General features: G+C 63.1%; 26 protein-coding genes. 14 read left to right on the top strand and 12 right to left on the bottom strand.

Features of this window, described 5'->3' with window-relative positions; all coding sequences use genetic code 11:
* Nucleotides 1-31: 31 nt before the first annotated feature.
* Nucleotides 32-1129, bottom strand: a complete 1098-nt coding sequence (locus tag AC3WK8_RS21750; protein ID WP_103325822.1) for an acyltransferase family protein — start codon at nt 1127-1129, stop codon at nt 32-34.
* A gap of 484 nt (nt 1130-1613) precedes the next feature.
* On the opposite strand from AC3WK8_RS21750, the gene AC3WK8_RS21745 reads away from it, so the two are divergent.
* The 4 genes from AC3WK8_RS21745 (at nt 1614) to AC3WK8_RS21730 (ending at nt 6714) form a co-directional block, all read left to right on the top strand.
* The gene (locus tag AC3WK8_RS21745; RefSeq protein WP_103325821.1) at nt 1614-3386 is read left to right on the top strand and encodes an N-acetylglutaminylglutamine amidotransferase; all 1773 of its coding nucleotides are present in this window, start codon (nt 1614-1616) and stop codon (nt 3384-3386) included.
* A 3-nt stretch (nt 3387-3389) separates the two neighbouring features.
* Entirely contained in the window at nt 3390-5135 is a 1746-nt protein-coding gene (gene ngg / locus AC3WK8_RS21740) for an N-acetylglutaminylglutamine synthetase (RefSeq protein ID WP_085596802.1), read from the top strand.
* 81 nt (nt 5136-5216) lie between these two features.
* On the top strand, nt 5217-6401 hold the full coding sequence (locus AC3WK8_RS21735; protein ID WP_022640144.1) for an osmoprotectant NAGGN system M42 family peptidase: 1185 nt from the start codon (nt 5217-5219) through the stop codon (nt 6399-6401).
* Between the two features lie 85 nt (nt 6402-6486).
* Nucleotides 6487-6714: a YheU family protein gene (locus AC3WK8_RS21730; RefSeq protein WP_022640145.1), complete on the top strand. Its 228-nt coding sequence runs from the start codon at nt 6487-6489 to the stop codon at nt 6712-6714.
* A gap of 32 nt (nt 6715-6746) precedes the next feature.
* Here the strand turns inward: AC3WK8_RS21730 and AC3WK8_RS21725 are convergent, their stop codons facing one another.
* Together AC3WK8_RS21725 and AC3WK8_RS21720 are read right to left on the bottom strand one after the other, a co-directional pair.
* The gene (locus AC3WK8_RS21725) at nt 6747-7079 is read right to left on the bottom strand and encodes a YnfA family protein (RefSeq protein ID WP_053133239.1); all 333 of its coding nucleotides are present in this window, start codon (nt 7077-7079) and stop codon (nt 6747-6749) included.
* A gap of 64 nt (nt 7080-7143) precedes the next feature.
* On the bottom strand, nt 7144-7959 hold the full coding sequence (locus AC3WK8_RS21720; RefSeq protein ID WP_085596803.1) for an SDR family oxidoreductase: 816 nt from the start codon (nt 7957-7959) through the stop codon (nt 7144-7146).
* 253 nt (nt 7960-8212) lie between these two features.
* Between AC3WK8_RS21720 and AC3WK8_RS21715 the strand changes: the two genes are divergently transcribed.
* On the top strand, nt 8213-8371 hold the full coding sequence (locus tag AC3WK8_RS21715; protein WP_172681654.1) for a DUF3309 family protein: 159 nt from the start codon (nt 8213-8215) through the stop codon (nt 8369-8371).
* 118 nt (nt 8372-8489) lie between these two features.
* Here the strand turns inward: AC3WK8_RS21715 and AC3WK8_RS21710 are convergent, their stop codons facing one another.
* The 5 genes from AC3WK8_RS21710 to AC3WK8_RS21690 form a co-directional block, all read right to left on the bottom strand.
* Complete coding sequence (locus AC3WK8_RS21710) at nt 8490-10583, bottom strand: LTA synthase family protein (RefSeq protein WP_103325820.1); 2094 nt, start codon at nt 10581-10583, stop codon at nt 8490-8492.
* A 314-nt stretch (nt 10584-10897) separates the two neighbouring features.
* Nucleotides 10898-11089: a PLDc N-terminal domain-containing protein gene (locus AC3WK8_RS21705; RefSeq protein WP_011062611.1), complete on the bottom strand. Its 192-nt coding sequence runs from the start codon at nt 11087-11089 to the stop codon at nt 10898-10900.
* Nucleotides 11090-11174: 85 nt separating this feature from the next.
* Entirely contained in the window at nt 11175-11705 is a 531-nt protein-coding gene (locus AC3WK8_RS21700; RefSeq protein ID WP_022640149.1) for a hypothetical protein, read from the bottom strand.
* Between the two features lie 107 nt (nt 11706-11812).
* On the bottom strand, nt 11813-12331 hold the full coding sequence (locus AC3WK8_RS21695) for an ankyrin repeat domain-containing protein (RefSeq protein WP_022640150.1): 519 nt from the start codon (nt 12329-12331) through the stop codon (nt 11813-11815).
* A gap of 97 nt (nt 12332-12428) precedes the next feature.
* Nucleotides 12429-14267 carry a long-chain-acyl-CoA synthetase gene (locus AC3WK8_RS21690; protein WP_103325818.1) on the bottom strand — a complete coding sequence of 613 codons (1839 nt, stop codon included), beginning with the start codon at nt 14265-14267 and terminating at the stop codon, nt 12429-12431.
* Between the two features lie 275 nt (nt 14268-14542).
* On the opposite strand from AC3WK8_RS21690, the gene AC3WK8_RS21685 reads away from it, so the two are divergent.
* Nucleotides 14543-14851, top strand: coding sequence for a hypothetical protein (locus AC3WK8_RS21685; protein ID WP_143494577.1), 309 nt, complete (start codon nt 14543-14545; stop codon nt 14849-14851).
* Between the two features lie 92 nt (nt 14852-14943).
* Nucleotides 14944-15222: a DUF3509 domain-containing protein gene (locus AC3WK8_RS21680; RefSeq protein ID WP_022640152.1), complete on the top strand. Its 279-nt coding sequence runs from the start codon at nt 14944-14946 to the stop codon at nt 15220-15222.
* Nucleotides 15223-15291: 69 nt separating this feature from the next.
* On the opposite strand, the gene AC3WK8_RS21675 is transcribed toward AC3WK8_RS21680, so the two are convergent.
* From AC3WK8_RS21675 to aroC, 3 genes are all read right to left on the bottom strand, one after another.
* Entirely contained in the window at nt 15292-15831 is a 540-nt protein-coding gene (locus AC3WK8_RS21675) for an acireductone dioxygenase (RefSeq protein WP_103325817.1), read from the bottom strand.
* A 112-nt stretch (nt 15832-15943) separates the two neighbouring features.
* Nucleotides 15944-17098, bottom strand: a complete 1155-nt coding sequence (locus AC3WK8_RS21670) for an MFS transporter (protein ID WP_177409119.1) — start codon at nt 17096-17098, stop codon at nt 15944-15946.
* A gap of 28 nt (nt 17099-17126) precedes the next feature.
* Entirely contained in the window at nt 17127-18218 is a 1092-nt protein-coding gene (aroC, locus tag AC3WK8_RS21665) for a chorismate synthase (protein ID WP_022640155.1), read from the bottom strand.
* A gap of 191 nt (nt 18219-18409) precedes the next feature.
* Between aroC and AC3WK8_RS21660 the strand changes: the two genes are divergently transcribed.
* Both AC3WK8_RS21660 and AC3WK8_RS21655 read left to right on the top strand, forming a co-directional pair.
* Nucleotides 18410-19363, top strand: a complete 954-nt coding sequence (locus AC3WK8_RS21660) for an alpha/beta hydrolase (RefSeq protein WP_085596809.1) — start codon at nt 18410-18412, stop codon at nt 19361-19363.
* 98 nt (nt 19364-19461) lie between these two features.
* Entirely contained in the window at nt 19462-20253 is a 792-nt protein-coding gene (locus AC3WK8_RS21655) for a hypothetical protein (protein ID WP_103325816.1), read from the top strand.
* Nucleotides 20254-20304: 51 nt separating this feature from the next.
* On the opposite strand, the gene prmB is transcribed toward AC3WK8_RS21655, so the two are convergent.
* The gene (gene prmB / locus AC3WK8_RS21650; protein WP_103325815.1) at nt 20305-21213 is read right to left on the bottom strand and encodes a 50S ribosomal protein L3 N(5)-glutamine methyltransferase; all 909 of its coding nucleotides are present in this window, start codon (nt 21211-21213) and stop codon (nt 20305-20307) included.
* A gap of 240 nt (nt 21214-21453) precedes the next feature.
* Between prmB and AC3WK8_RS21645 the strand changes: the two genes are divergently transcribed.
* From AC3WK8_RS21645 to AC3WK8_RS21625, 5 genes are all read left to right on the top strand, one after another.
* On the top strand, nt 21454-22044 hold the full coding sequence (locus tag AC3WK8_RS21645) for a cysteine hydrolase family protein (RefSeq protein ID WP_031320281.1): 591 nt from the start codon (nt 21454-21456) through the stop codon (nt 22042-22044).
* A 130-nt stretch (nt 22045-22174) separates the two neighbouring features.
* Nucleotides 22175-22495: a hypothetical protein gene (locus AC3WK8_RS21640; protein ID WP_053133259.1), complete on the top strand. Its 321-nt coding sequence runs from the start codon at nt 22175-22177 to the stop codon at nt 22493-22495.
* A 76-nt stretch (nt 22496-22571) separates the two neighbouring features.
* Nucleotides 22572-23129, top strand: coding sequence for a Smr/MutS family protein (locus AC3WK8_RS21635; RefSeq protein WP_022640161.1), 558 nt, complete (start codon nt 22572-22574; stop codon nt 23127-23129).
* A gap of 77 nt (nt 23130-23206) precedes the next feature.
* The gene (gene folE, locus AC3WK8_RS21630) at nt 23207-23752 is read left to right on the top strand and encodes a GTP cyclohydrolase I FolE (RefSeq protein WP_011062625.1); all 546 of its coding nucleotides are present in this window, start codon (nt 23207-23209) and stop codon (nt 23750-23752) included.
* Between the two features lie 102 nt (nt 23753-23854).
* The gene (locus AC3WK8_RS21625) at nt 23855-24226 is read left to right on the top strand and encodes a glutathione S-transferase N-terminal domain-containing protein (protein WP_085596812.1); all 372 of its coding nucleotides are present in this window, start codon (nt 23855-23857) and stop codon (nt 24224-24226) included.
* Nucleotides 24227-24269 lie beyond the last annotated feature (43 nt).

Below are 24269 nucleotides of genomic sequence, written 5' to 3'. Positions count from 1 at the left end.
GCCGCTGCCGCCAGCGGCTCCCCTTGCGGAACTAGCGGGCCGCATCGGGCAAGCTGGACACTGTTGCTGGTTGAGAAAATTTGTCTTTAAGCCGTAGAAAATGAACTTCAAACAGGTAATAAGAGGCTATTGAAACAATGTAAGCCAGTATCAACGAGCATAGCACCATGACCGGATAGGATAGGATGCCGGGATACTTCAACGCTGCCTTCTCCATGACAATGAACAAGACAAAGTGCCAGACGTACAAGCCGTAGCTGATTTTCCCGGTAAACGCAAAAACCCGAAACTCCATGAGCTTGGCAAGCAACTTTCCCTTGCCATTGGCGAGAAGCCAAACCGGTAGCCCGAAAACAAAAGCAAGTGCGGTAAACATGTATGGTGCGCAACGCACCCAGTCCTGTGGATTCCAGAAGGCTTCGAGCCCTAGTTTACTTATGGAATACATCAACAGGGCACAGCCGACGACAAAAAGAGAATACACGATTCGCGCACCAAAATGACCGATGTTGAAAAAGGCGATGAGCGCACCGTAGGCCATCATGTCCAGGCAACTGAGCAGTGTTACGTTTGCCATGTATACATTGTCGAACATGGCAACGATCAAATACCTGGAAATGGGTGCAACCACGATCAAAAGAGCACAGAGCCAGGCAAGGCTCCTACGTCCGACAAAATAAATGACAAATGGCCATATCAGGTAAAACTGCTCTTCCACGGCAAGCGACCATGTATGAGCCACCACTCCCGGAATATTACCTGCTTCAAAAAGTTGTCTGCCAATTTGATAATTCTGTAAATACACCAGGTACCACGCATACCCTTCAGTTGGACGACTAAGTACTAACAGAAAGATAAAGTTAATGAAAATATAAGCATAGAACAAAGGAAATATTCGCAATGTGCGCTTAAGATAGAACACACGCAAGTACTCTAAAAGGCTTACATCACGACTATTGATCAAGATCCTCGTAATCAGAAAGCCAGACAGCACAAAAAAAAGAGGGACCCCAGACCAACCGAGCGAAAAACCTGGGATCTTCAAATGAAAAAACATAACGAGAAGGATAGCCACCCCACGCACACCATCTAGCGCCGGAATATGTTTGATTCCAACTTTTGAACTCATTCATTCACCAATTCAGTTAACAAATAGCTGCTTTATCATCGATTCGACACAAGCTACCCCGACTGATGAAACTCCAGGGCCATAGGTCACCGATAGGTTGAACATTCTCGCGAACGTGCCGGTCCTGGTCCCAACTGGCTGATCACGCTCGTAGGTGCTGCTTAACTCTGCATTCAGCATGGTCATAAATAGCGGCACTAGCCTGACTATGAACACATTCCGCCCAGGCCAGAATCGTAACCGAGACTCGTCTCAGAACAACTCGCCCAACCCCGACTAATGCGTTGCTTGACCGAAAACCGAATCTCATCAGTTGCTTGATCATGCCACCACCAGTGATTTTTCCCTGGGGTTGAGCAGAAGCCGCTGATTATAACCCATCGATCTAAAACTCCCGAGTTATGCACAGGTCAGTTTCCTGGTAGCCGTCATTTTGGCGGCGACGGATTGACTCTTCCCCAACGGAAAAAACCGGTAAGGACTTATGTGCGGATTAGCTGGAGAACTACGTTTCGATCACCAACCTGCCGACCTTGCGGCAGTTGAACGCATCACCCACCACCTCGCCCCCCGCGGCCCCGACGCCTGGGGCTTCCACAGCCAGGGACCGATCGCCCTGGGCCATCGGCGCCTGAAGATCATGGACCTGTCGGACGGCTCGGCGCAGCCCATGGTCGACAACCAGCTGGGCCTGTCCCTGGCCTTCAACGGCGCGATCTACAACTACCCCGAGCTGCGCGCCGAACTGGAAGCCAAGGGTTATGCCTTTCATTCCGGGGGCGATACCGAAGTGCTGCTCAAGGGCTACCACGCCTGGGGCGCCGAGCTGCTGCCCAAGCTCAACGGCATGTTCGCCTTCGCCATCTGGGAGCGCGACAGCAAGCGCCTGTTCCTGGCCCGCGATCGCCTGGGGGTCAAGCCCCTGTACCTGTCGCGCACCGGCCAGCGCCTGCGTTTCGCCTCGACCCTGCCGGCACTGCTCAAGGGCGGCGACATCGATCCGCTGCTCGATCCGGTCGCCCTCAACCACTACCTGAACTTCCATGCCGTGGTCCCGGCCCCCAGGACGTTGCTGGCGGGCATCGAGAAACTGCCGCCAGCTACCTGGATGCGCATCGAGGCCGATGGCCGCAGCGAGCAGCAGACCTGGTGGACCCTGGCCTACGGCCCGGCCGCCGATGAAACCCGGTTGACCCTGGAAGATTGGCGCGACCGGGTGCTGGACAGCACCCGTGAAGCGGTAGCCATCCGCCAACGTGCAGCGGTGGACGTCGGCGTGCTGCTGTCTGGCGGCGTCGACTCGAGTCTGCTGGTGGGGCTGCTGCGTGAAGTCGGGGTGGACGAGTTGTCGACCTTCTCCATCGGTTTCCAGGATGCCGGCGGCGAACGGGGCGACGAGTTCCAGTATTCCGACCTGATCGCCCGGCACTACGGCACCCGCCATCACCAACTGCGCATCGCCGAGCACGAGATCATCGAGCAGTTGCCCGCTGCGTTTCGCGCCATGAGCGAGCCGATGGTCAGCCACGACTGCATCGCCTTCTATTTGCTGTCCCGGGAAGTGGCCAAGCACTGCAAGGTGGTGCAGAGCGGCCAGGGGGCCGACGAGTTGTTCGCCGGCTACCACTGGTATCCGCAGGTGGACGGCGCCGATGATCCCTATGGCGCCTATCGCGCGGCCTTCTTCGACCGCAGCTACGACGACTATGCCGCCACCGTGCAACCGCAGTGGCTGACGGCCAACGATGCCGCCGGTGATTTCGTCCGCGAGCATTTTGCCCGGCCCGGGGCCGAGGCCGCCGTGGACAAGGCCCTGCGCCTGGACAGCACGGTGATGCTGGTGGACGACCCGGTCAAGCGCGTGGACAACATGACCATGGCCTGGGGCCTGGAGGCCCGCACGCCATTCCTCGACTACCGCCTGGTGGAACTCTCGGCCCGGGTCCCCGCGCGCTTCAAGCTGCCCGATGGAGGCAAGCAGATACTCAAGGAGGCCGCTCGGCTGGTGATTCCCAGCGAGGTCATCGATCGCAAGAAAGGCTACTTCCCGGTACCGGGGCTCAAGCACCTGGAGGGCAAGACCCTGGATTGGGTCCGCGAACTGCTGCTGGACCCGAGCCAGGACCGCGGCCTGTTCAATCCGACGATGCTCGACCGCCTGCTGACCGATCCCCAGGGCCAGCTGACGCCGTTGCGCGGCTCCAAGCTGTGGCAACTGGCGGCGTTGAACCTGTGGCTCAGTGAACAAGGAATCTGACCGATGAAAGCCCATGCTACGGCCTACAGCCAACGCCTTCTGCGGGGCCAGGCCCCCTCCTACGAACGCTTGCAGGCGCGTTTTGCCGAAGACGGCAGCGAGCCAGGCAACGACCCGGTTGCCGTGCACTGCGGTTGGGGCCGCCTGCTGATCGGCCATACCTTCCCCGACGCCGCCCGGCTGGCCGAGGAACTGCTCAACGAGCGTCCCGGCGAGCGGGACATCGCGCTGTATGTAGCCGCGCCCCAGCAGGTGCTGGGGCTGGAGCCGGCGCAACTGTTCCTCGACCCCTCCGACACCCTGCGCCTGTGGTTCAGCGACTACCGCCAGGCCACCCGGGTATTCCGTGGCTTTCGTATCCGGCGTGCGCAAAGCGCCGCCGACTGGCAAGCCATCAACCAGCTGTACCTGGCCCGGGGCATGCTGCCCATCGATCCAGAGCTGCTGACCCCACGCCACCAGGGCGGGCCGGTCTACTGGCTGGCCGAGGACGAGGACAGCGGCGCGCTGATCGGCAGCGTCATGGGCCTGGACCATTACAAGGCCTACCAGGACCCGGAACACGGCAGCAGCCTGTGGTGCCTGGCCGTGGACCCGGACTGCAGCCGACCGGGCGTTGGCGAGGTGTTGGTGCGCCACCTGATCGAACACTTCATGAGCCGTGGCCTGAGCCACCTCGACCTGTCGGTGCTGCACGACAACCGCCAGGCCAAGAACCTCTACGCCAAGCTGGGCTTTCGCACCCTCTCGACCTTCGCCATCAAGCGCAAGAACGGCATCAACCAGCCGTTGTTCCTTGGCCCCGGCCCCCAGGCGCAGTTCAATCCCTATGCCCGGATCATCGTCGAGGAAGCCCATCGCCGGGGTATCGACGTCCAGGTCGACGACGCCACGGCCGGCCTGTTCACCCTCAGCCACGGCGGGCGCCGGGTGCGCTGCCGGGAATCCCTGAGCGACCTGACCAGCGCCATCAGCATGAGCCTGTGCCAGGACAAGAGCCTGACCCACAAGGTGCTCAAGGGCGCCGGGCTGAACCTGCCGGCCCAGCGCCTGGCGGGTAACGCCGACGACAACCTGGAGTTCCTCGACGAGCATCGACGGGTGGTGGTCAAGCCCCTGGACGGCGAGCAGGGCCAGGGGGTAGCGGTGGACCTGCGCAGTATCGAGGAGGTGCAGCAGGCCATCGACCAGGCTCGCAAGTTCGACAGTCGGGTCCTGCTGGAAAGCTTCCACGAGGGCCTGGACCTGCGCATCCTGGTGATCGGTTTCGAAGTGGTGGCCGCGGCCATCCGCCGCCCTGCACAAATCATCGGCGATGGTCAGCACTCCATCGGTGCGTTGATCGAAGCCCGCAGCCGCCGGCGCCAAGCGGCCACCGGTGGCGAGAGTCGCATCCCCCTGGACCACGAGACCCAGCGCACCCTGCATGCCGCCGGCTACGACTACAACAGCGTGCTGGAGCCCGGCGAGCTGCTATGCGTGCGGCGTACCGCCAACCTGCACACCGGCGGCACCCTGGAAGACGTCACCGACATCCTCCATCCGCAGCTGGCCGATGCCGCGGTGCGCGCGGCCCGGGCCCTGGATATCCCGGTGGTCGGCCTGGACCTGCTGGTGCCGGCGGCGGACCAGCCCGAATACGTGTTCATCGAAGCCAACGAGCGTGCCGGGCTGGCCAACCACGAACCGCAACCGACGGCCGAGCGTTTTGTCGACCTGCTGTTCCCCCTCAGTCAACCAACCCCCTGAGCCCCTGGGGCCTGCGGCGCCAGTGAATGCCGCAGGTCTTGGACGAAGCCATCGCTGGGCGTTTTTTCATCAGGAGTTTCCATGACCCGCAAGATCGCCGAACCGGACCTCGCCTACCTGCAGAAGGTCCTCCTGGAAATGCTCGCCATTCCCAGCCCCACCGGTTTCACCGACACCATCGTGCGCTATGTCGCCGAGCGCCTGGAAGAATTGGGCATTCCCTTCGAACTGACCCGGCGCGGCACTATCCGCGCCACCCTCAAGGGCCAGAAGAACAGCCCCGACCGGGCCGTCTCGGCACACCTGGACACCATCGGCGCCAGCGTCCGCGCGGTGAAGGACAACGGCCGCCTGACCCTGGCGCCGGTGGGCTGCTGGTCCAGCCGCTTCGCCGAGGGCAGCCGGGTCAGCCTGTTCACCGACAACGGCGTGCTGCGCGGCAGCGTGCTGCCGTTGATGGCCTCCGGGCATGCCTTCAACACCGCGGTGGACGAGTTGCCCATCAGTTGGGACCACATCGAGCTGCGCCTGGACGCCTATTGCACCACCCGTGCCGACTGCGAATCACTGGGCATCGGCGTGGGGGATTTCGTCGCATTCGACCCCCTGCCGGAGTTCACCGAAAGCGGCCATATCAGCGCCCGGCACCTGGATGACAAGGCCGGGGTCGCGGCCCTGCTGGCCGCCCTCAAGGCCATCGTCGACAGCGGCGAACCCTTGTCGATCGACTGCCACCCGCTGTTCACCATCACCGAGGAAACCGGTAGCGGCGCCGCCGCAGCCCTGCCCTGGGACGTCAGTGAGTTTGTCGGCATCGACATCGCCCCGGTCGCTCCGGGCCAGCACTCCAGCGAGCACGCGGTCAGCGTGGCCATGCAGGACTCCGCCGGGCCCTACGACTACCATCTGTCCCGGCACCTGCTGCGCCTGGCCGGGGAGCATGAGTTGCCGGTACGGCGCGACCTGTTTCGCTACTACTTCAGCGATGCCCATTCGGCGGTCACCGCCGGCCACGATATCCGTACCGCGCTGCTGGCCTTCGGTTGCGACGCCACCCATGGCTACGAACGGACCCATATCGACAGCCTGGCCGCACTGGCCCGGCTGCTGAGCGCCTACATCCTCAGCCCACCGGTATTCGCCAGCGACGCCCTACCGGCCCAAGGCTCCCTGGACCGCTTCAGCCACCAGCTCGAGCATGATGCGCAGATGGAAAGCGAGACCCGGGTGCCTTCGGTGGACAGCCTGGTGGGCAATCGCTCCTGAACATGACGGGCAGGTTCGTGCAGATCGTGGTTGGCGGGTACCGGCCTGGCGCAGTAGCATCCGGGATTGTTTGCCGGAGGCCCCCATGCTGATTCCCCACGACCGCCTTGAAGTCGACACCCTGACCCGCCTGATCGAAGACTTCGTCACCCGCGAGGGCACCGACAACGGCGATGAAACCCCGCTGGAAACCCGGGTCCTGCGGGTCCGCCAAGCCCTGGGCAAGGGTCAGGCGGTGATCGTCTTCGACCCCGACAGCGAGCAGTGCCAACTGATGCTCAAGCACGATGTACCCAAGGAGTTGTTCGACTGAACACGACGCCCGGGCCTGCCCCGGGCATTTTTTCAAGAGGCGCTCAAGCGCGGCCCGAACAGGATCACGCTGGCGCCAATCACGCACAGCGCCAGCCCCAGCCAATCCGACCCCAGGGGACGGACCCGCTCCACCACCGCCAGCCAGCCAATCGACGCGACGATGTAGATGCCTCCATAGGCGGCATAGGCGCGCCCGGCGTAAACCGCCTCGACCTTGGTCAACAACAGGGCGAACAGGGTCAGGCTGACCAGCGCGGGGATGACCCACAGGGCGCTCTTGCCCTGGCGCAACCACATCCAGAAGGCATAGCAGCCGAAGATTTCGAACAGCGCGGCGAAAAAGAACCACAGGTAGTTGAGCATGCAAGGTCTCGTCAGGATTGCCAGATGCCGGCAACCCTAACCAGGCCCAGGCCGACGGGCAAGTTCAGTTGGCGCCTTGCTTGACCTTGGCGCGCATCTTCTCGGCCATCTGGGTCATTTCGGCGTACAGCGCCTGGGGATTGTGCTGCTTCAGGGTCCAGGCCAGGCGCCCCTGCTCATGGGGCAGGATCATGAACTGGCCGGCCTGCACCTGCTGGTGGATGTAGTCGGCGATCTCGACCGCGCTGATTGGCGAGCTCTCCAGCAGCTTGCCCACCTGGGCCTTCATGGCCGGGGTCGGGCCACGGAAGGAGTCCAGCAGGTTGGTCTGGAAGAACGACGGGCAGACCACGTGCACGGCGATCTCCTGCTGCGCCAGCTCGACCAGCAGGCTTTCCGAAAGCGCCACCACGCCAGCCTTGGCCACGTTGTAGTTGCTCATCGCCGGCCCCTGCATCAGCGCGGCCATGGAGGCGATGTTGATGATCTTGCCCTTGCTCTGCTCCAGCAGCGGCAGGAAGGCCTTGCAGCCCTTGACCACGCCCATCAGGTTGATCGCGATCTGCCAGTCCCAGTCCTCCAGGGACAGCTCGCTGAAGAAGCCGCCGGAAGCCACGCCGGCGTTGTTGACGATGATATCGATGCCACCGAACTTGAGCTCGCAGGCCTGGGCGAACGCGGTCAGTTGGCTGTAGTCGCGCACATCGCAGCGCTGCACGAAACCATCGCCACCGGCTTGGCGAACCAGCTTCAGGGTCTCTTGCAAACCTGCCTCGTTGACATCGGACAAGGCCAGCCGCCAGCCCTCGCGCGCCCAGCGCAAAGCGATTTCGCGCCCCAGGCCGGAGCCGGCGCCGGTGATCATCATGCGATTGTGCATAACAGTTGCCTTGTAGGTCCTGGAAAGATGAGCGCAGTGTAGCGAAGGCCCCGGCACGCCCCATGCACCATCAGGGTGCTGAATGGCGCGGGCAAACCCGTGCCTCGGTTCGGCCCTTGGGAGCGACGGCGCTGGCCGGCGAAAAACTTTGAATCTTGTGCACCGGCAACGAGTCCGAAACAGTAAGCGGCCCATGTTGCGAGCAAGACAGGTACGCAACATTCGCCGTTCGACAAATACTTCCTAAAAGGACATCGCTATGGGCACCATCCTGATCATCATCCTGATCCTGCTGCTGATTGGCGGCCTGCCGGTCTTCCCCCACTCCAGAAGCTGGGGCTACGGCCCTTCGGGGGTGATTGGCGTGGTGCTGGTCGTGTTGCTGGTGTTGCTGTTGCTCGGCAGGATCTAGGGCACAAGCGCTCCGGCAGCTTCGGGCCGGGCAAAAAAACACCCCTGCAAGAGGGGTGCATGGTGACCTGGCCAACCCGGCCGGCGCTCGAAGGCGAGCCGGCCGGGTGCCATGGCGATCAGTCCGGCTTGCCGTTGACCACGCCTGCGGTGTTATCCAGCAGGCTCTTGGTCGCGGTTTGCAGGAAAGCTTCGAGCTTGTGCTTCAACTCGTCGGTCCGCGGGGCATCCGGGACGATTTCCGCGTGAGGATTGGCGCCCAGCTCGTACTGGTACATCCGCGGCGCCATTTCCTTCTCCCGCGGCAGCACCAGGATCTGTCCGGCCGTCACGATGGCCGTGGTCTGCTCGCTGCCCGAAGGCTTGATCACGCCGAAGCCGGTATCGCCTTCCGGCAGGTTGAGCAGGTCACGTCCCCAGCACTGGTGGCGCACCTGGCCACCCAGACGCCCCATGATGGTCGGCACGATATCGACCTGGGTACCCACGGTGTGGTTGCGCTGGCCGAACTTCTCCTGGATACCCGGGGCGATCATCAGCATCGGCACGTTGAAGCGACCCAGGTCCATTTCGGTGATCTGGCGCTCGTTGCCGAAACCATGGTCGCCCACGATCACGAACAGGGTTTGCTTGAAGTACGGCTCCTTGCGCGCCTTCTCGAAGAACTGGCCCAGGGCCCAGTCGGCGTAGCGCATGGCCGTCAGGTGTTCATTGAGGCTGCCACGATCGGTCACTTTCTCCACCGGCAGTGGCGTCGGCAAGGCGTACGGGGTGTGGTTGGACAGGGTCTGCAGCAAGGCATAGAACGGCTTGCCGTTTTCCCGCGCCTTCAGCTCCTGCAGGCCACGGTCGAACATATCTTGGTCGGACACGCCCCAGGTCGGATCGGAGAACACCGGATCGACGAAGTCGTTGCGACCGACGAAGTTGGTCATGCCCTGGTTGCTGAAGAAGCCCGACTGGTTGTCCCAGGCGAAGTCGCCGTTGTAGACGTAGACATCGTCATACTTGCGCGCACTCAATACTTGCGGCAGGCCGGACAGCTTGTGGCTGCCTTCCGGGGTCTGCATCAGGTATTCGAAGCCCGGCAGGTTGGGGAAGCAGGCCATGGTGGCGAACATGCCCTGGTGGGTATGGGTGCCATTGGAGAAGAAGCGGTCGAACAACAGGCCTTCCTGGGACAGCTTGTCCAGGTACGGAGTGATGTTACCCGGGCCGCCCAGGGCGCCCACCGAGTGACCGGCCATGCTCTCCATGAGGATCACGACCACGTTCTTGATCGGCAGGGTCTTGTCGGCCGGGGGCATGTAGTCACGGCGTACCGCGGCGATATCGCCATCCACCAGCTTGTCGTCCGGCATCAGCAGCAGGTCGCGCACCACTTGCTGCGCCTCGGGCTGGGGCAAGGTGGCCTTCCAGATATTGCTGCGATCCTCGCCCATCCGGCTCTTGGCCGCCTCGATCAGCGACAGGGTACCGTTGAGGCCCAGCTGGTTGGCGAAGTTGGAATCGGTGGTGTAAACGTCACCCCAGCGCATCGGCGGTCCCTGGCGCAGGGTGCCACGAATGGCCACCACGCAAATCACCAGGCAGACCACGAACACCGCCAGGCGCGCGTACCAGGGCGCGATCTGGCGTGCCCCGACGCTGCCGCCGGTGAATGGCCCACGGGGCCGGGTGGCACGATCGGCCCCCTTGAATGCCAGGCTCAGGATCCAGGTGCCCACGACCCAGGCCAAGAGATAGCGCACCACCGGGAAGCCGTACCAGAGCATGCTCATCACGGTCTTCGGGTCTTCCTTGACGTACTGGAACACCAGGCCATTGAGGCGTTGGTGGAACTCGCGATAGAAGTCCATCTCCATCAGGCCGAGGAACAGCGCGATGCTGGAGGTCAGCGTCAGCCAGAAGCGCAGCAGCCCACGGGCAGCCATGGCCCGGGCACTGAACAGCGCCAGCACCAGCGGCGCACTGATGTAGGCCACCAGTCGCAGGTCGAAACGCAGGCCATTGGCAAATGCCTCGAGGAAGGTCGAGGCCGGCGTATCGAGGATCATCTCGCGGTTGTAGACCAGCAGCGCAACGCGCAGCAGGGTGAACATCACCATCATGACCAGCGCACAGAGGAGCGTGTAGGCCAGATGGGATTTGACGGTCGGTTGCAGCAAGCGATTCGGGGATCGCTGCTGGCTCAGGGCATCCGAGTTTGCCATGTCGTTTTAGGACCCATTGGAAGTTTAAGTTGCAAGGATGAAGCGGCGTTCTGCCCTCTTGTTGCCGCCGGGGCGACGGGGAATACGCGGTGCGCAGATGTTGCACGATCACTGGAGGCATTGCCATTGCTTAGTGGCAGGCGTATTCGCCACCCTACCAACGGCTCTGGCGCAATGAATTGCAGGGAGTGACAGCGAAAAAAAACGCTGGCGAATTGTCTTCGAGCGTTTGTGAAAATTTCGTTCAAGGCATGTTTAGTCACACAAAAAAGGGCCTCGCGGCCCTCTCTTGCTGACGCTCGATCCGTTGGCGGTCAGAGGCGCACATTCCCCCGGGGCCCGGCGATGGCCCAGATGATCAGCCCCAGCACTGGCAGCAGGATGATCAGCAGTACCCAGAGAATCTTCATGCCCGTCTCGGCGCCGCTCTTGAGGACGTTGATGATGGCCCAGATATCCAGGGCCAGGATGATCAGGCCGACCAGGCCATTGAAGGTGGAACCCATGGTGTCGCTCCCTAATGATGGTGTGCTTCCTTCTAGGATAGCCGGCCACCATCAGGGTTCCGTGAGATCTCACGACATTGACGAATCAGACGTGCACCGCGACCTTCAGGGCCTCCAGGGCCGGGGCTGCGGCGATACCCACCTCGGCACACAGCTCCAGCACTCGCGGCACATCGTGGCCGTAGACCAGGACCATCTGCAGTTCGTCGTCCAGCAACTGGCTGAAGTTCACCAGCACGTAGCCGCCGTTCTCCGGGTTCATGCTGCCCATCTGGATCTGGATCCGGTTCAGGGCGGTCAAAGCTTCGGTCTTGGCCAGTTGCTTGGGCTTGATATTGAACGACACGTCCTTGCCGAAGGACGCGACGATCTGGCTGAACAGGTCGACGTAGGTATCGGCCTGGAACAACACGGTGTCCGGCAGGCTGCCGACCACCACCCATTCGCCCAGGGAGATGGGGAAGCTGTCGTCATAGTTGATGTCGGGGTTGGCCGTCAGGAACGCCTCGGGATCGGCATAGGCCTGGCTCGCTTCATCGGCGATCCGCTGGATCTCGGCGTCGCCCATGCAGCCGGAGCTGATTCTGGTGATGAGTTCGATAAGGGCGGTCTTCATGGGCGCATCCTGGAGGCAAGGAAATTTCGAGGGCGCGAAGGATAGCCTAAAGTCCGCGGTCGGTCCTGCTGAACGACGAGGGCCCAAGCCCTCGCCGCTCTCGCGCCTCAGGCCAGGAGCTGTTCCAGTTGCGCGGTGGTATCCGCCGCGCCCATGGTCCGGGCAGCCTCCAGGGCACTGACGCCATTGGCATCGCGAACCTTGGGATCGGCGCCTTGGCTGATCAGGTAGGTGACGATCTCGGTGCGATTGAACATCGCCGCCATCATCAGCGCAGTACGGCCGTCGAAAGAGGCGCCCTCGACCTGGGCCCCCCCCTCCACCAGCGCCTTGACCACCGCCAGATCGCCCTTGAAGGCGGCCCCGGCGATCGGGCTCTGGCCGTTGTCGTTGCGGATCTCGGGGTCGGCCTTGTGCTTGAGCAGCACCTGTACCGCCTCCACATGCCCGTAATACGCGGCCAGCATCAGCAGGGTATCGCCCTTGTGGTTGCGCAGGTTGACCGGCAGGCCACCACCGGCCAGCCGGTCGAGCATCTGGGCATCGCCCTGGCGGGCGACGTTGAACACCTGCTCGACAAACTGGGCGGCCTCGTCTTCAGTCATCTGGCGGCTTTTGTCGGTCATCGGTAACTCCAGGTTCGGCAAATCGGAAAGTCGCTAGTTTCCCCAAGCCGGCCGCAGCCTGTCACCCTCTTTTTCCCAAGGACCGCCATAGACACAATCAATAGCGCAGGCGCCCTCCTTGGATGTCGGCGAAGATCTGCGGGGTCAAGCGCACATAGGTGTCCGAACCCGGCAGCCAGGCATAGATCGGATCGTCACCGGTGCGTTCGAGATCGAAGGCCTGCTCTTTCAGGCGGCTCTTCTGGTATTTGAAAGTACCGGTGGTATCCATCTTCACCTTGATCCGCAGGAACAGCGGCACCGCATAGCCCGGCAGTTGCTGCCGGGCGAACTGCAACAGCGCGCTGAAATCCAGGGTCGCCAGGGACTCCGCCGGGGTGATCGCCACCATCCCCGCACGGCCATTGGTGTTTTGGATCTCCACGCCGTAGGCCACCACCTCGGCGACCTGCGGGTGCCCCAGCAGGATGTTCTCGACCTCGGTGGTGGAGACGTTCTCGCCCTTCCAGCGGAAGGTATCGCCCAGGCGATCGACGAACTGCACATGACCAAAACCGATATCACGCAGCAGGTCGCCGGTATTGAAGTAGCTGTCGCCCTTCTCGAACACGTCCCTGAGGATCACCTTGAGGTTCTTCTCCGGATCGGTATAGCCATCCAGCGGTGCCTTGTCGTCGATCTTCGCCAGCAGCAGGCCCTGGCCGCCCTTGGCCACCTTCTGCATGAACCCCTGGCTGTTGCGCAGCGGCGCACCGGTGTCATGGGCGTACTCCACCAAGGCCCAGGGAATCAGGGAAAACCCAACGGTGTTGTCGAAGTTGAGAATGTTGCTGAAGCCGATGTTGCCGTCGCTGGCGGCGTATAGCTCGCAGATATGGCCGACGCCGAAGCGCTGCTTGAATTCACTCCAGACCCCCGGGCGCAGGCCGTTGCCGATCATCTTGAACACCTGGTGGTCGCTGTCGCGTGGCGAACCCGGCTGGTCGATCAGGTAGCGGCACAACTCACCGACATAACCTATGGTGGTCGCCTGGAAGCGCCGGGCATCGTCCCAGAACTGGCTCGCGCTGAACTTGCGGCGTATGGCGAACCCCGAGGCCCCGGTGATGGCCGAGCCCCAGCACACGCACAAGCCGGTCGCGTGATACAGCGGCAAGGTGCAATACAGCACATCCTCAGGCTGCATATCCAGGGCGATGGTGCCGAAGCCGGCACTGGTGCGCATCCAGCGCCCGTGCTTGAAGATGCCTGCCTTGGGCAAGCCGGTGGTACCGGAGGTATAGATGTAGAAGCAAGGGTCATCGAGGAAGATGCGCTGGGTCTGGGCCAGGTTGTCCCCCGGATAGCCGGCACTCTCGGCCATCAGGTTGACCAGCCCTTCGGGGGTGGCTCCGGGATCGGCCAGGGTGTCCTGGTCGGCGACGTACCAGGTGCGCCGCGGCTCGATTCCGACCTGGTCGCGCACCGCCGAATAGGCCGCCAGCAACTCGGCGCCGACCATGATCGCCACCGGCTTGACCAGGTTCAGGCTATGCACCAGCACCCCCTGGGTCTGTGCGGTGTTGACCATGGCGCAGATCCCGCCGAGCTTGGCCACCGCCAGTACGGTGACCAGCAGTTCCGGACGGTTTTCGATGAAGACCGCCAGCACATCGCCCTTGCCGATGCCCTGCTCCTGCAGGTAGGCCGCGATGCGGTTGGCCCACTGGTTGACCTGGCTGTAACTCAGGACCCGATTGCCATACAGCAATGCCGGCCCCTGGGGATTGCGCCTGGTCGCTTGTTCGAAGCTCCAGCCCAGGCCGCAGGGCTGGTCCGCCTTCTCGATGTTCCCGGCCCTGATGCCGCGCACCACCCGAGGCAGCGCCCGGGCAATGGACGGCACCTTACGCAGCATCATGCCCCAGGTGATCATGTCGCTCTTTTGCTTGTTCATGGTGGCTCCGGCTCGACGACAAAGGTCTGTGCCCGGACCTGGCCGGCCGGGCGCTGGCAACGGATGACGTGCGGGGCTCAACCGGGATTGGCGACTCGGGATCGGAGCACCGGCAGGCGACGCAGGCCGCAGCTGCTGGAAAGGAACGACGGATGAGTCGGGGAGAGTGCGGCAGGCAGCGCCGCCGAGGGTATGCGCAGATCGTTCATGAAGGGCGTCCTATATTCTTATTATCCTTCTGGCGAGGTCACCAGGGCCGCGCCGCAACACATTCCATGTCGCTGCAAGCCCCTGTCCAGCGCTGGCGCAAGACCAGCGCAGCAAGGGCTGACGAGCTGGAAAATACGTCAGCCCTCGCGAAGCTGTACACGGGGTTTTTGCAAAGTTTTGTATCTCCAGCGCCGCCCTTTGATGGCACTTCATGGCCTTGGATCGGCATTGAATTTTCTTGCCGGCCCGATGGTCACAATGATCAAGGCCACCATGCGCCCTGCCCCGCCACAACCTGCAAAATGCAGGATGCACGATGGCGATTCATGCAATTTGCACGAATTCTTTTTTCAGATTATTTTATAAGCTATTGATATATAAGGATTTTTATAAAATCCAATACTGGCACAATCGCTGCACCTATCACTCCATGCTTGCCCTTCAAGAACTAACGGAGCTGATAGACATGAGCCTGATCCAAGAAAAGTTTTCCTCCCTGTTCTCCAACTTCGAAGTGACCACCCTGGCGCGCCCCGATGGCGGCATCCTGCTCACCCTGCGCAATAGCGAGGGCAAGGAGTTCAAGCGTTCGATTTCCTACGCCCAATTGCACGCCGCAGACCAGTTGTCGTGGGTCATCAGTGCCATCCGCCGCGACCTGGCCGAGCAGGCCAGCGAGCTGCCACAGATTTCCCTGCTGCAGAGCCAGAACCGCTTCGCCCTGCCGACTTACCACTCCCTGTAAGTCGCTGCCCATCCAGCTGCTCGGGCCGGCCCCACCTTGCGTGGCGCCGGCCCGAGTGCGTTTGCCAGGTCAGTCGTCCAGGCGTGGGAAAACACTGGCGATCGCGTCACCGGTGATCTTGGCGGCTTGAATCGCGGTCTTGCCACCGAACAAGCGAATGGCCACCAGGTCCGGCTGCTCGCCCATGTCGAACCAGTGGGCGGTGCCTGCCGGCAGCGAGACCAGCTCATGCCGCTCGCATACCAGGCCATACACGTAGTCGTCGATGTGCAGGTAGAGCAGCCCGCGCCCGGCCAGCAACAGCAACGCTGCGTCGTCATCCAAGCGCTGCTCCTCGGGCAAGCTGCCGTCGATGTCCGCATAGCTGCCCTTGCGGCTGAGCACTTCCAGCGAGGCATGGCCGCGCTGGCTCATCAGCGGGTCGAGCTGGGCCTGGCAAGCGGCCAGGACCTGCTCCTGGCTGGCGCCGGGTTCGATCCGGGTAGCGTGCGGCCAGCGCTCGATGGCGATGCCCTGCTCGGCCAGGGTGGCGGCGATATCCTCGAAATGGGTCAGGACCTTGTTCGGCAGGTCCGGGCTGGAGACGTGATAGACGGACAGGCTGCTCATAGTGGTGACTCCTGGAGTTTGGTGGGGCCGTTCGGACACAACGCCGGCGCCTTCGTCGAAGGAGCTTTGGCAGGGTCGCTGGCCACGACAGGCAACAGTGCGAGAAACAGGCTCAGGGCCTCTGCTCTTGCATGCGGGTGGCAATGATAACGGCTGCGGCCAGGGCTGCGACGCTGGCAATACTAAAGGTCAATGTCGCGCCCAGGGCGTTCCAGCTGTAGCCGGCGTAGAGCGCTCCGAGAGCGCCACCGGTGCCCGCCAGGGCTGCGTACAACGCCTGGCCCTGGCCTTGCTGGCGCGCCCCGAAGCTGCGCTGGACGAAATGAATGGAGGCCGCGTGGAAGCTGCCGAAGGTCGCGGCGTGCAGCACCTGGGCCAACAGCAGCACCCAGAGGAACTCCGCCAGGCTGCCCAGCAGCAACCAGCGCAGGGCCGCCAGCAGGAAGCTGGCCAGCAACACCCGGCGTACGGAGAACCGCGCCAGGATCCGGCTCATGGCCAGGAACATCAGCACCTCGGCCACCACCCCAAGGGCCCAGAGCATGCCAATCAGCCCACGGCTGTAGCCCAGGCGCTCCAGGTGCAAGGTCAGGAAGGTGTAGTAAGGACCGTGGCTCAGTTGCATGAGCGCCACGCACAAGTAGAAGGCCAGCACCCCGGGGGCCCGCACCTGCCGGAGAAATCCCTCCCCCGCCAGCCGCTGGCCCTGGGCCGGCGGCTGGGCATTGGGCACCCACAGGCTGCTGAGGACGATCCCCGCCATGATCACCACCAGGGTGACCGGGTAGATATCCAGGCTCAGCCATTCGAACAAGCGCCCCAGGGCCACCACCGTGAGAATGAAGCCGATGGACCCCCAGAGGCGGATCTGGCTATAGCGCGAGGCCTGCCCCTGCAAGTGGGCCAGGGTGATGACCTCGAACTGCGGCAGCACCGCGTGCCAGAAGAAGGCATGCAGGGCCATGACCATCGCCAGCCAGGCGTAGCTCTGGTCGATGAAGATCAGGGAAAAACAGCCCAGGGTGCAGATCGCGCCGAAACGCACGATGGCCAGGCGCCGGCCGGTGTAGTCGCCGAGCCAGCCCCAGAGGTTCGGCGCCACGCACCGCATGAGCATGGGGATGGCCACCAGCTCGCCGATCCGCGCGCTGGAAAACCCCAGGTGGTCGAAGTACAGCGCCAGGAACGGCGCGGTCGAACCCAGTAGCGCGAAATAGAACAGGTAGAAGCTGGAAAGCCGCCAGTACGGCAATGTCGCCACGGTCATTCGACCGTGGCGACCGGCAGCGCCGGCATCAACGCTGGCCCAGGACCGGAGTGCCGACGCGCACGTCGGCGTTCTGGCCGCGATGACGCAGCAGATGGTCCATCAGCACGATGGCCATCATCGCCTCGGCGATCGGCGTGGCGCGGATGCCCACGCATGGGTCGTGGCGCCCCTTGGTGATCACGTCCACCGGGTTGCCGTCGACATCGATGGAGCGCCCCGCAGTGGTGATGCTGGAGGTCGGCTTGAGGGCCAGGTGGGCAATGATCGGCTGGCCCGAGGAGATGCCGCCGAGGATGCCGCCGGCGTTGTTGCTGAGGAAACCTTCCGGTGTCAGCTCGTCCCGGTGTTCCGTGCCACGCTGGGACACCGAGGCGAAACCGGCGCCGATTTCCACGCCCTTGACGGCGTTGATGCTCATCAGCGCATGGGCCAGTTCGGCATCCAGGCGATCGAAGATCGGTTCGCCCAACCCTGGCATCACGCCTTCGGCGACCACCGTGATCTTCGCGCCCACGGAGTCCTGGTCACGGCGCAGTTGGTCCATGTAGGCCTCCAGCTCCGGCACCTTGTCCGGGTCGGGGCTGAAGAAGGCGTTGTCCTCTACGCAGTCCCAGGTCTTGAACGGGATTTCGATCGGGCCCAGCTGGCTCATGTAGCCCCGCACCACGATGCCCTGGCTGGCGAGGTATTTCTTGGCGATGGCACCGGCCGCCACGCGCATGGCGGTTTCCCGCGCCGAGCTGCGGCCACCGCCACGGTAGTCGCGAATGCCGTACTTGTGGTGGTAGGTGTAGTCGGCGTGGGCCGGGCGGAACAGATCCTTGATCGCCGAGTAGTCCTTGGACTTCTGGTCGGTGTTACGGATCAGCAGGCCGATGGAGCAGCCGGTGGTCTTGCCCTCGAAGACTCCGGAGAGGATCTCGACCTCGTCGGGCTCCTGGCGCTGGGTGGTGTGGCGGCTGGTGCCGGGCTTGCGCCGGTCCAGGTCGCGCTGCAGGTCTTGCAGGGACAGCTCGAGGCCCGGCGGGCAGCCGTCGACAATGGCGACCAACGCCGGGCCATGGCTTTCGCCGGCGGTGGTGACAGTGAACAGCTTGCCGTAGGTATTGCCGGACATGCGGGGCGCTCCGTGAAATCAGCGGGAATGACTCAATCTGGACCAGGTCCCGTTACGGTTTGTCGATCCTCCATCGACCCACGGCAACAGCTCCCGGCAGCACGGCAGTATACGCAGGCTACCCAAGTAGTTCATCCTCGAACCTTCGACCCTTGCCCGAGTCCAACGGGCACCTTTTCCATGATGGCGTGATGATGCTGCGAGTTCTTCTGCTGAGTCTGTTCCTGTTCACCGGCCTGGCCCAGGCCACCGTCCTGCAACGTCCCATCAGCCTGGATACCGGCCATGGCGAGCTGTACGGCACGCTGCTGCTGCCCAAATCCGCGCAGCCCGTGCCGGTCGTGCTGATCATCTCCGGCTCCGGCCCTACCGATCGCGACGGCAACAACCCCGACGGCGGGCGCAATGACAACCTCAAGCGCCTGGCCTGGGTGCTGGCCCGGCACAACATCGCCAGCGTGCGCTATGACAAGCGCGGGGTGGCCGCCAGCCTCGCCGCCACCCCGGACGAACGCAACCTGACCCTGGAGGCCTACGTGGCCGACGCCGTCGCCTGGGGTAACAAGCTCAAGGCCGACCCGCGCCTGGGCCAATTGGTGGTACTGGGCCACAGCGAGGGGGCGCTGATCGCCAGCCTCGCCGCGCCGCAAGTGGATGCCGCCGGGGTGATCTCCATCGCCGGCACCGCCCGGCCGGTAGACCAGGTCCTGCGCCAGCAATTGAGCTACCGCCTGCCCCCGGGCTTGATGGTGCGGGCCAACGAACTGCTGGACAGTCTCAAGGCCGGCAAGGTCGACAGCGATGTGCCCGCGGCCTTGCAGGTGATCTTCCGTCCCAGCGTGCAGCCTTACCTGATCACGCTGTTCCGCGATGATCCGGCCGCTGCGTTCGCCCGCCTGAAGATGCCGGCGCTGATCGTCCAGGGCAGCAACGACATCCAGGTCAGCGTCGATGATGCCAAGGTGCTCAAGGCCGCCAAACCCGATGCCCGGCTGGCGCTGATCGAGGGCATGAACCATGTGATGCGCATCGTGCCCAACGACCTGCAGCGCCAGCTGGCCTCCTACAAGGACCCGCAACTGCCCCTGGCGGCACAGCTGGGCAGTGCCATCACCGACTTTATTGACGGACTTCACACCCGTTAGCCTGTTTTAACCCTCCAGTCCTGGAAAAAACGGCCGATAAGCCTTTGCCGGCCGTTCGATTGCTGTCGGCGCACAGCGATTGGACAGGACTTGCCGTTATGACTGATACCCAGAATTCATCTTCCGCCGAGCAGGAAACCGTCGCCCCGGAGCCGGCAGCGCGCCCCTGGGCTGACGTCCAGGTCGAGCACCGCAAGATGCTGCGCCTGGCTCCCCTGCAAACCGATCGCGCCACCGGCTCACGTCCCCTGCGTTTCATCGAGTTCGGCTACGCCGAGCGCAGCAACAAGCAATACAGCCTGCTGCGCCTGAACGTCAGCCTGCCCGGGCAACGGGTGCGCAAGGAACAGAACCACCTGGATGTGTGGGTCGAGCACGACACTCGCCGGGTTTGCTTCGAGCCCGAGGGCGGCCTGCAGATCGAACCCTTGAATCGTGGGATTGGCCGCTTCCTGCTGGCCCAGGCTGCACAGTGGGCACAGAAGAAATGGCCGCACTACCGGGTCGACGGCTTCGACCTGGCGAACAAGGACGCCCTGAATGAAGACACCCGCCTGCGCCGCGACCATGTGCTGCGCATGCAGGGTTTCGACGTGGCCTACGCCGATGCCCAGCACCTCAAGGGCAGCGTCAAGGACGTCCAGGTCGGTGAGCTGCTGAGCCAGTGGAACACCGAGAAACTGCAGTTCGTGGAGATACTGGAAGCCGCGCAGATGCTCCAGCAGGCCGAACAGAACCTGGAGGAACTGGAAGGCAAGCTGCGCAAGCAGGATGAGAAAGTCACCAAGTACAAGCGTGAAGATGCCGGCTTGCGCTTCACCATCACCTGCCTGGTGGCCTTCGCCGTATTCCAGGCCGGGTTGCTGATCTGGATCGCGACTCACCGCTGAGCCGCATCCCCTTGCCGCCAGGGCCCGCATTGCGCGGGCCGGCGGCCCCCTTCAGAGACGAGAAGCGAAGAGCGCCTGGTGCTGACGGCATTGTTCGGCGGTGAGCATGAACACGCCATGGCCACCGTTCTCGAAGTCCAGCCAGGCGAAATCCACCTCCGGATACAACGCCTCGACGTGCACCTGGCTGTTGCCCACCTCGACGATCAGCAGGCCCTTTTCGGTCAAGTGCCCGGCCGCTTCGGCCAGCATGCGCCGCACCAGGTTCAGGCCATCTTCGCCACAAGCCAGGCCCAGCTCGGGCTCGTGCTGGTATTCCTCGGGCATGTCGGCGAAATCCTCGGCGTCGACATAGGGCGGGTTGGACACGATCAGGTCGAAGCGCTGGCCTGGCAGGCCATCGAAACCATCGCCCTGCACGGTGAAGACCCGCTCTTCGACGCCGTGGCGCTCGATGTTCTGGTTGGCCACTTCCAGGGCCTCGAAGGACAGGTCCGCGAGCACCACCTGGGCATCACGGAACTCGTAGGCACAAGCGATGCCGATGCAGCCGGAGCCGGTGCACAGGTCGAGGATGCGGGCCGGCTCGTTGGCCAGCCAGGGCTCGAAGCGCTTCTCGATCAGTTCGCCAATGGGCGAGCGGGGAACCAGCACACGCTCGTCGACCATGAATGGCAGGCCGCAGAACCAGGCCTCGCCCAGCAGGTAGGCCACGGGGACCCGGTCTTCGATGCGGCGCTTGAGCAAGTGCTGCAAGTGGACCAGCTCGTTGTCTTCCAACGCGCAGTCCAGATAGCTATCGGCAATTTCCCAGGGCAGATGCAGGGCACCCAGTACCAGTTGGCGCGCCTCGTCCCAGGCATTGTCGGTGCCATGGCCGAAGAACAGATTCTCCCCATGAAAGCGGCTGACAGCCCAGCGGATATGGTCACGCAAGGTACGTAGACGGGAAGTGATCACGGAACAGACTCCTGACAAAACGACCGACGATTCTAACAGCCAAAGCCGTTGTCGACTAAGCGTGAAAACCATTGCCGCGCAATCGACCGGCGAGCGCCCTGGCTCCTCTCGAAGGGCGTTCGACGATAGCCCTTGACATGGCTGCAGGCCAGCAACGGCGCCCCTTACGTTAGTAGCGATTCACAGAAGCGCTCCGCCAGAGGACAATGTCGCAAACGCCCCACTCACAGGAGCCCCAGAATGTCCGTTCCAAAGACGATGTTTCAACTCAGCGGTCGTGGTTATGCGGCGGCCAATTTGAGCCACGCGACCCTTGTGATCATCGACGCCCAGAAAGAGTACCTCAGCGGCCCCCTGGCCCTGTCCGGCATGGACGCGGCAGTGGCCAACATCCGCCAGCTGCTGAGCGCCGCCCGGGCAGCCGGCCGGCCCATCGTGCATGTCCGCCACCTCGGCACCGTCGGTGGCCTGTTCGACCCCCAGGGCGAACGCGGCGAATTCATTCCCGGCCTCGAACCCCAGGGTGACGAGACCATCATCGGCAAGCTGCTGCCCAGCGCCTTCCACGGCACCGAACTGGAAAAGCGCCTGCAGGACCTGGGCTCCCTGGACCTGATCGTGGCCGGTTTCATGAGCCACTCCAGCGTCAGCACCACCGTCCGCGCGGCGAAGAACCTGGGCTTTCGCTGCACCCTGGTGGAAGATGCCTGCGCCACCCGCGACCTGCCCTACAAGGACGGCATCCTCAGCGCTGCACACGTCCAGCAGACCGAAATGGCGATCATGGCCGACAACTTCGCCACCCTGGCCTCGACCGCAAGCCTGATCTGACCGCCCTCCGGTGAGCGGCTGGCGGGCCGCTCATCCATGAATGCCACGCATTTGCAGCAATTACCCGAGCCTCAGGAACCACCCGATCAACTTCCGGTCGAAGGGCCGATACCCACTGAGGAAGGTCGGAATGAAGATATCCGATGGTTTTGACGCACGCCGGTTGCGGCCCAAGAGCCCGCGCAACTGGCGCTTGCGCTTGGGAGCGGCATTCTCCGCATTGCTGGCGACCTGCGGCGTGCTGCTAGCCATGGCCGGTATCGCCAGCCTGCTGGGACGCGCGCCGGCGCTGGGCGAACTCAACGCCCAACCGCTGGGTTCGACGGTGGTTCTGCTGATCGGCCTGGTACTGCTGTATGCCGGCGTGCGCCTGTGGCGACGTTGCCGACGGCGCATGCGACAGCCGCTGGCGCTGAACATGGCCCCGCACCTGATGAAAAAACACGACTGAGACAGCCCACGGCGCGATTTACGCGCCTGAAGGCGTACCGACTTGGGTAAACTAGCCGCCCTTCGCGGAGGCTGACATGCAAGACGACGACTTTTCCCTGTTCAAGAACGAAATGCGCGGCATCAAGCCGATCAAGCATGACCGTGCCGAAACAGGCAAACCCAAGACCGACCGGGCGCAGATCGCCAAGCTGCGCCAGGCTGCCACCGTACGCAGCGAAACCACCACGGTGGACGGCTTGTCCGACCAGTTCGTCATCGACGTGGGGCCGGAAGACGAGCTGATGTGGGCCCGCGATGGGGTCCAGGACAGCCAGATGCGCAAGCTGAAGATCGGCCAGATCCCCTTCGAAGGCAGCCTCGACCTGCACGGCATGACCGTGGAGAAAGCCCGGGAAACCCTCTGGGCGTTCCTCGCCGAAGCCACCAGGTTCGAAATTCGCTGTGTGCGGGTTACCCACGGCAAGGCCGTGCGCCTGGACGGCAAGCGGCCGATGATCAAGAGCCACGTCAACACCTGGCTGCGCCAGCATCCGCAGGTGCTGGGCTTCGCTTCCTGCCAGGCCAGGCATGGCGGCACCGGCGCGCTGTATGTGATGCTCAAGCGCACCATGATGGAAGGCCGCGACGAATAAAGCGCCTGCATCGAGCTTGCAGCGCCGTGCCGGCCACCGTACCCTTGCCCTTTGCGTAAAATCCCACAGGTAGTTTCATGTCCCTGGAACAGAATTACACCGCGATCCTCGGCCAATTGGGCGAGGACGTCTCCCGCGAGGGCCTGCTCGACACGCCCAAGCGCGCCGCCAAAGCCATGCAGTACCTTTGCCGCGGTTATGCACAAACCCTGGAAGAGGTCACCAACGGTGCCTTGTTCAGCTCCGACAACAGCGAAATGGTACTGGTCAAGGACATCGAGCTCTACTCGCTGTGCGAACACCACCTGCTGCCTTTCATCGGCAAGGCCCACGTGGCCTACATTCCCAGCGGCAAGGTCCTGGGGCTGTCGAAGGTCGCGCGCATCGTCGACATGTATGCCCGGCGCCTGCAGATCCAGGAAAACCTCAGCCGGCAGATCGCCGACGCCGTCCAGCAAGTGACCGGTGCCCTGGGCGTGGCCGTGGTGATCGAGGCCAAGCACATGTGCATGATGATGCGCGGCGTGGAGAAGCAGAACTCGTCGATGATCACTTCGGTGATGCTCGGTGAATTCCGCGAGAATGCCGCGACCCGCAGCGAGTTCCTCAGCCTGATCAAGTGACAGGCGGGAAATGAAAAAACCGGCGTCGATCGCCGGTTTTTTTTCGCCTGGCAAAAATCGGTTAAGCTGCCGCCCCTTCATCCATGGGCAAGAGGCAACACCGTGATCGTCAAAGCACTGCGAGTCGGCCTAGGCCAACTCATCATTTTCATCGACTTCATCACCCGCCCGCGCAAGCAGCAGCGCAGCGCCGCCGCCCAGGCCCAGGTCGAGCAGGCCGCCCAGGGCCTGGCGCTATACCAGTTCCACGCCTGCCCCTTCTGCGTGAAGACCCGCCGCACCCTGCACCGCCTCAACGTGCCGGTGGCACTGCGCGACGCCAAGAACAACCCACAGGACCGCCAGGCCCTGCTGGAACAAGGCGGCAAGATCAAGGTGCCGTGCCTGCGCATCGAAGAGAACGGGCAGACCACCTGGATGTACGAATCCAAGGTGATCATCGACTACCTGAACCAGCGTTTTTCCGCAGCCTGAACAACCTGACGCGAAGATCCGGCGCCCGTCAGGCGCCGGCCGC

The organism is Pseudomonas sp. FW507-12TSA, assembly GCF_058781435.1.
The sequence above is the reverse complement of the archived record's forward strand: the minus strand, read 5'-3'. Positions and strand labels throughout refer to the sequence as shown.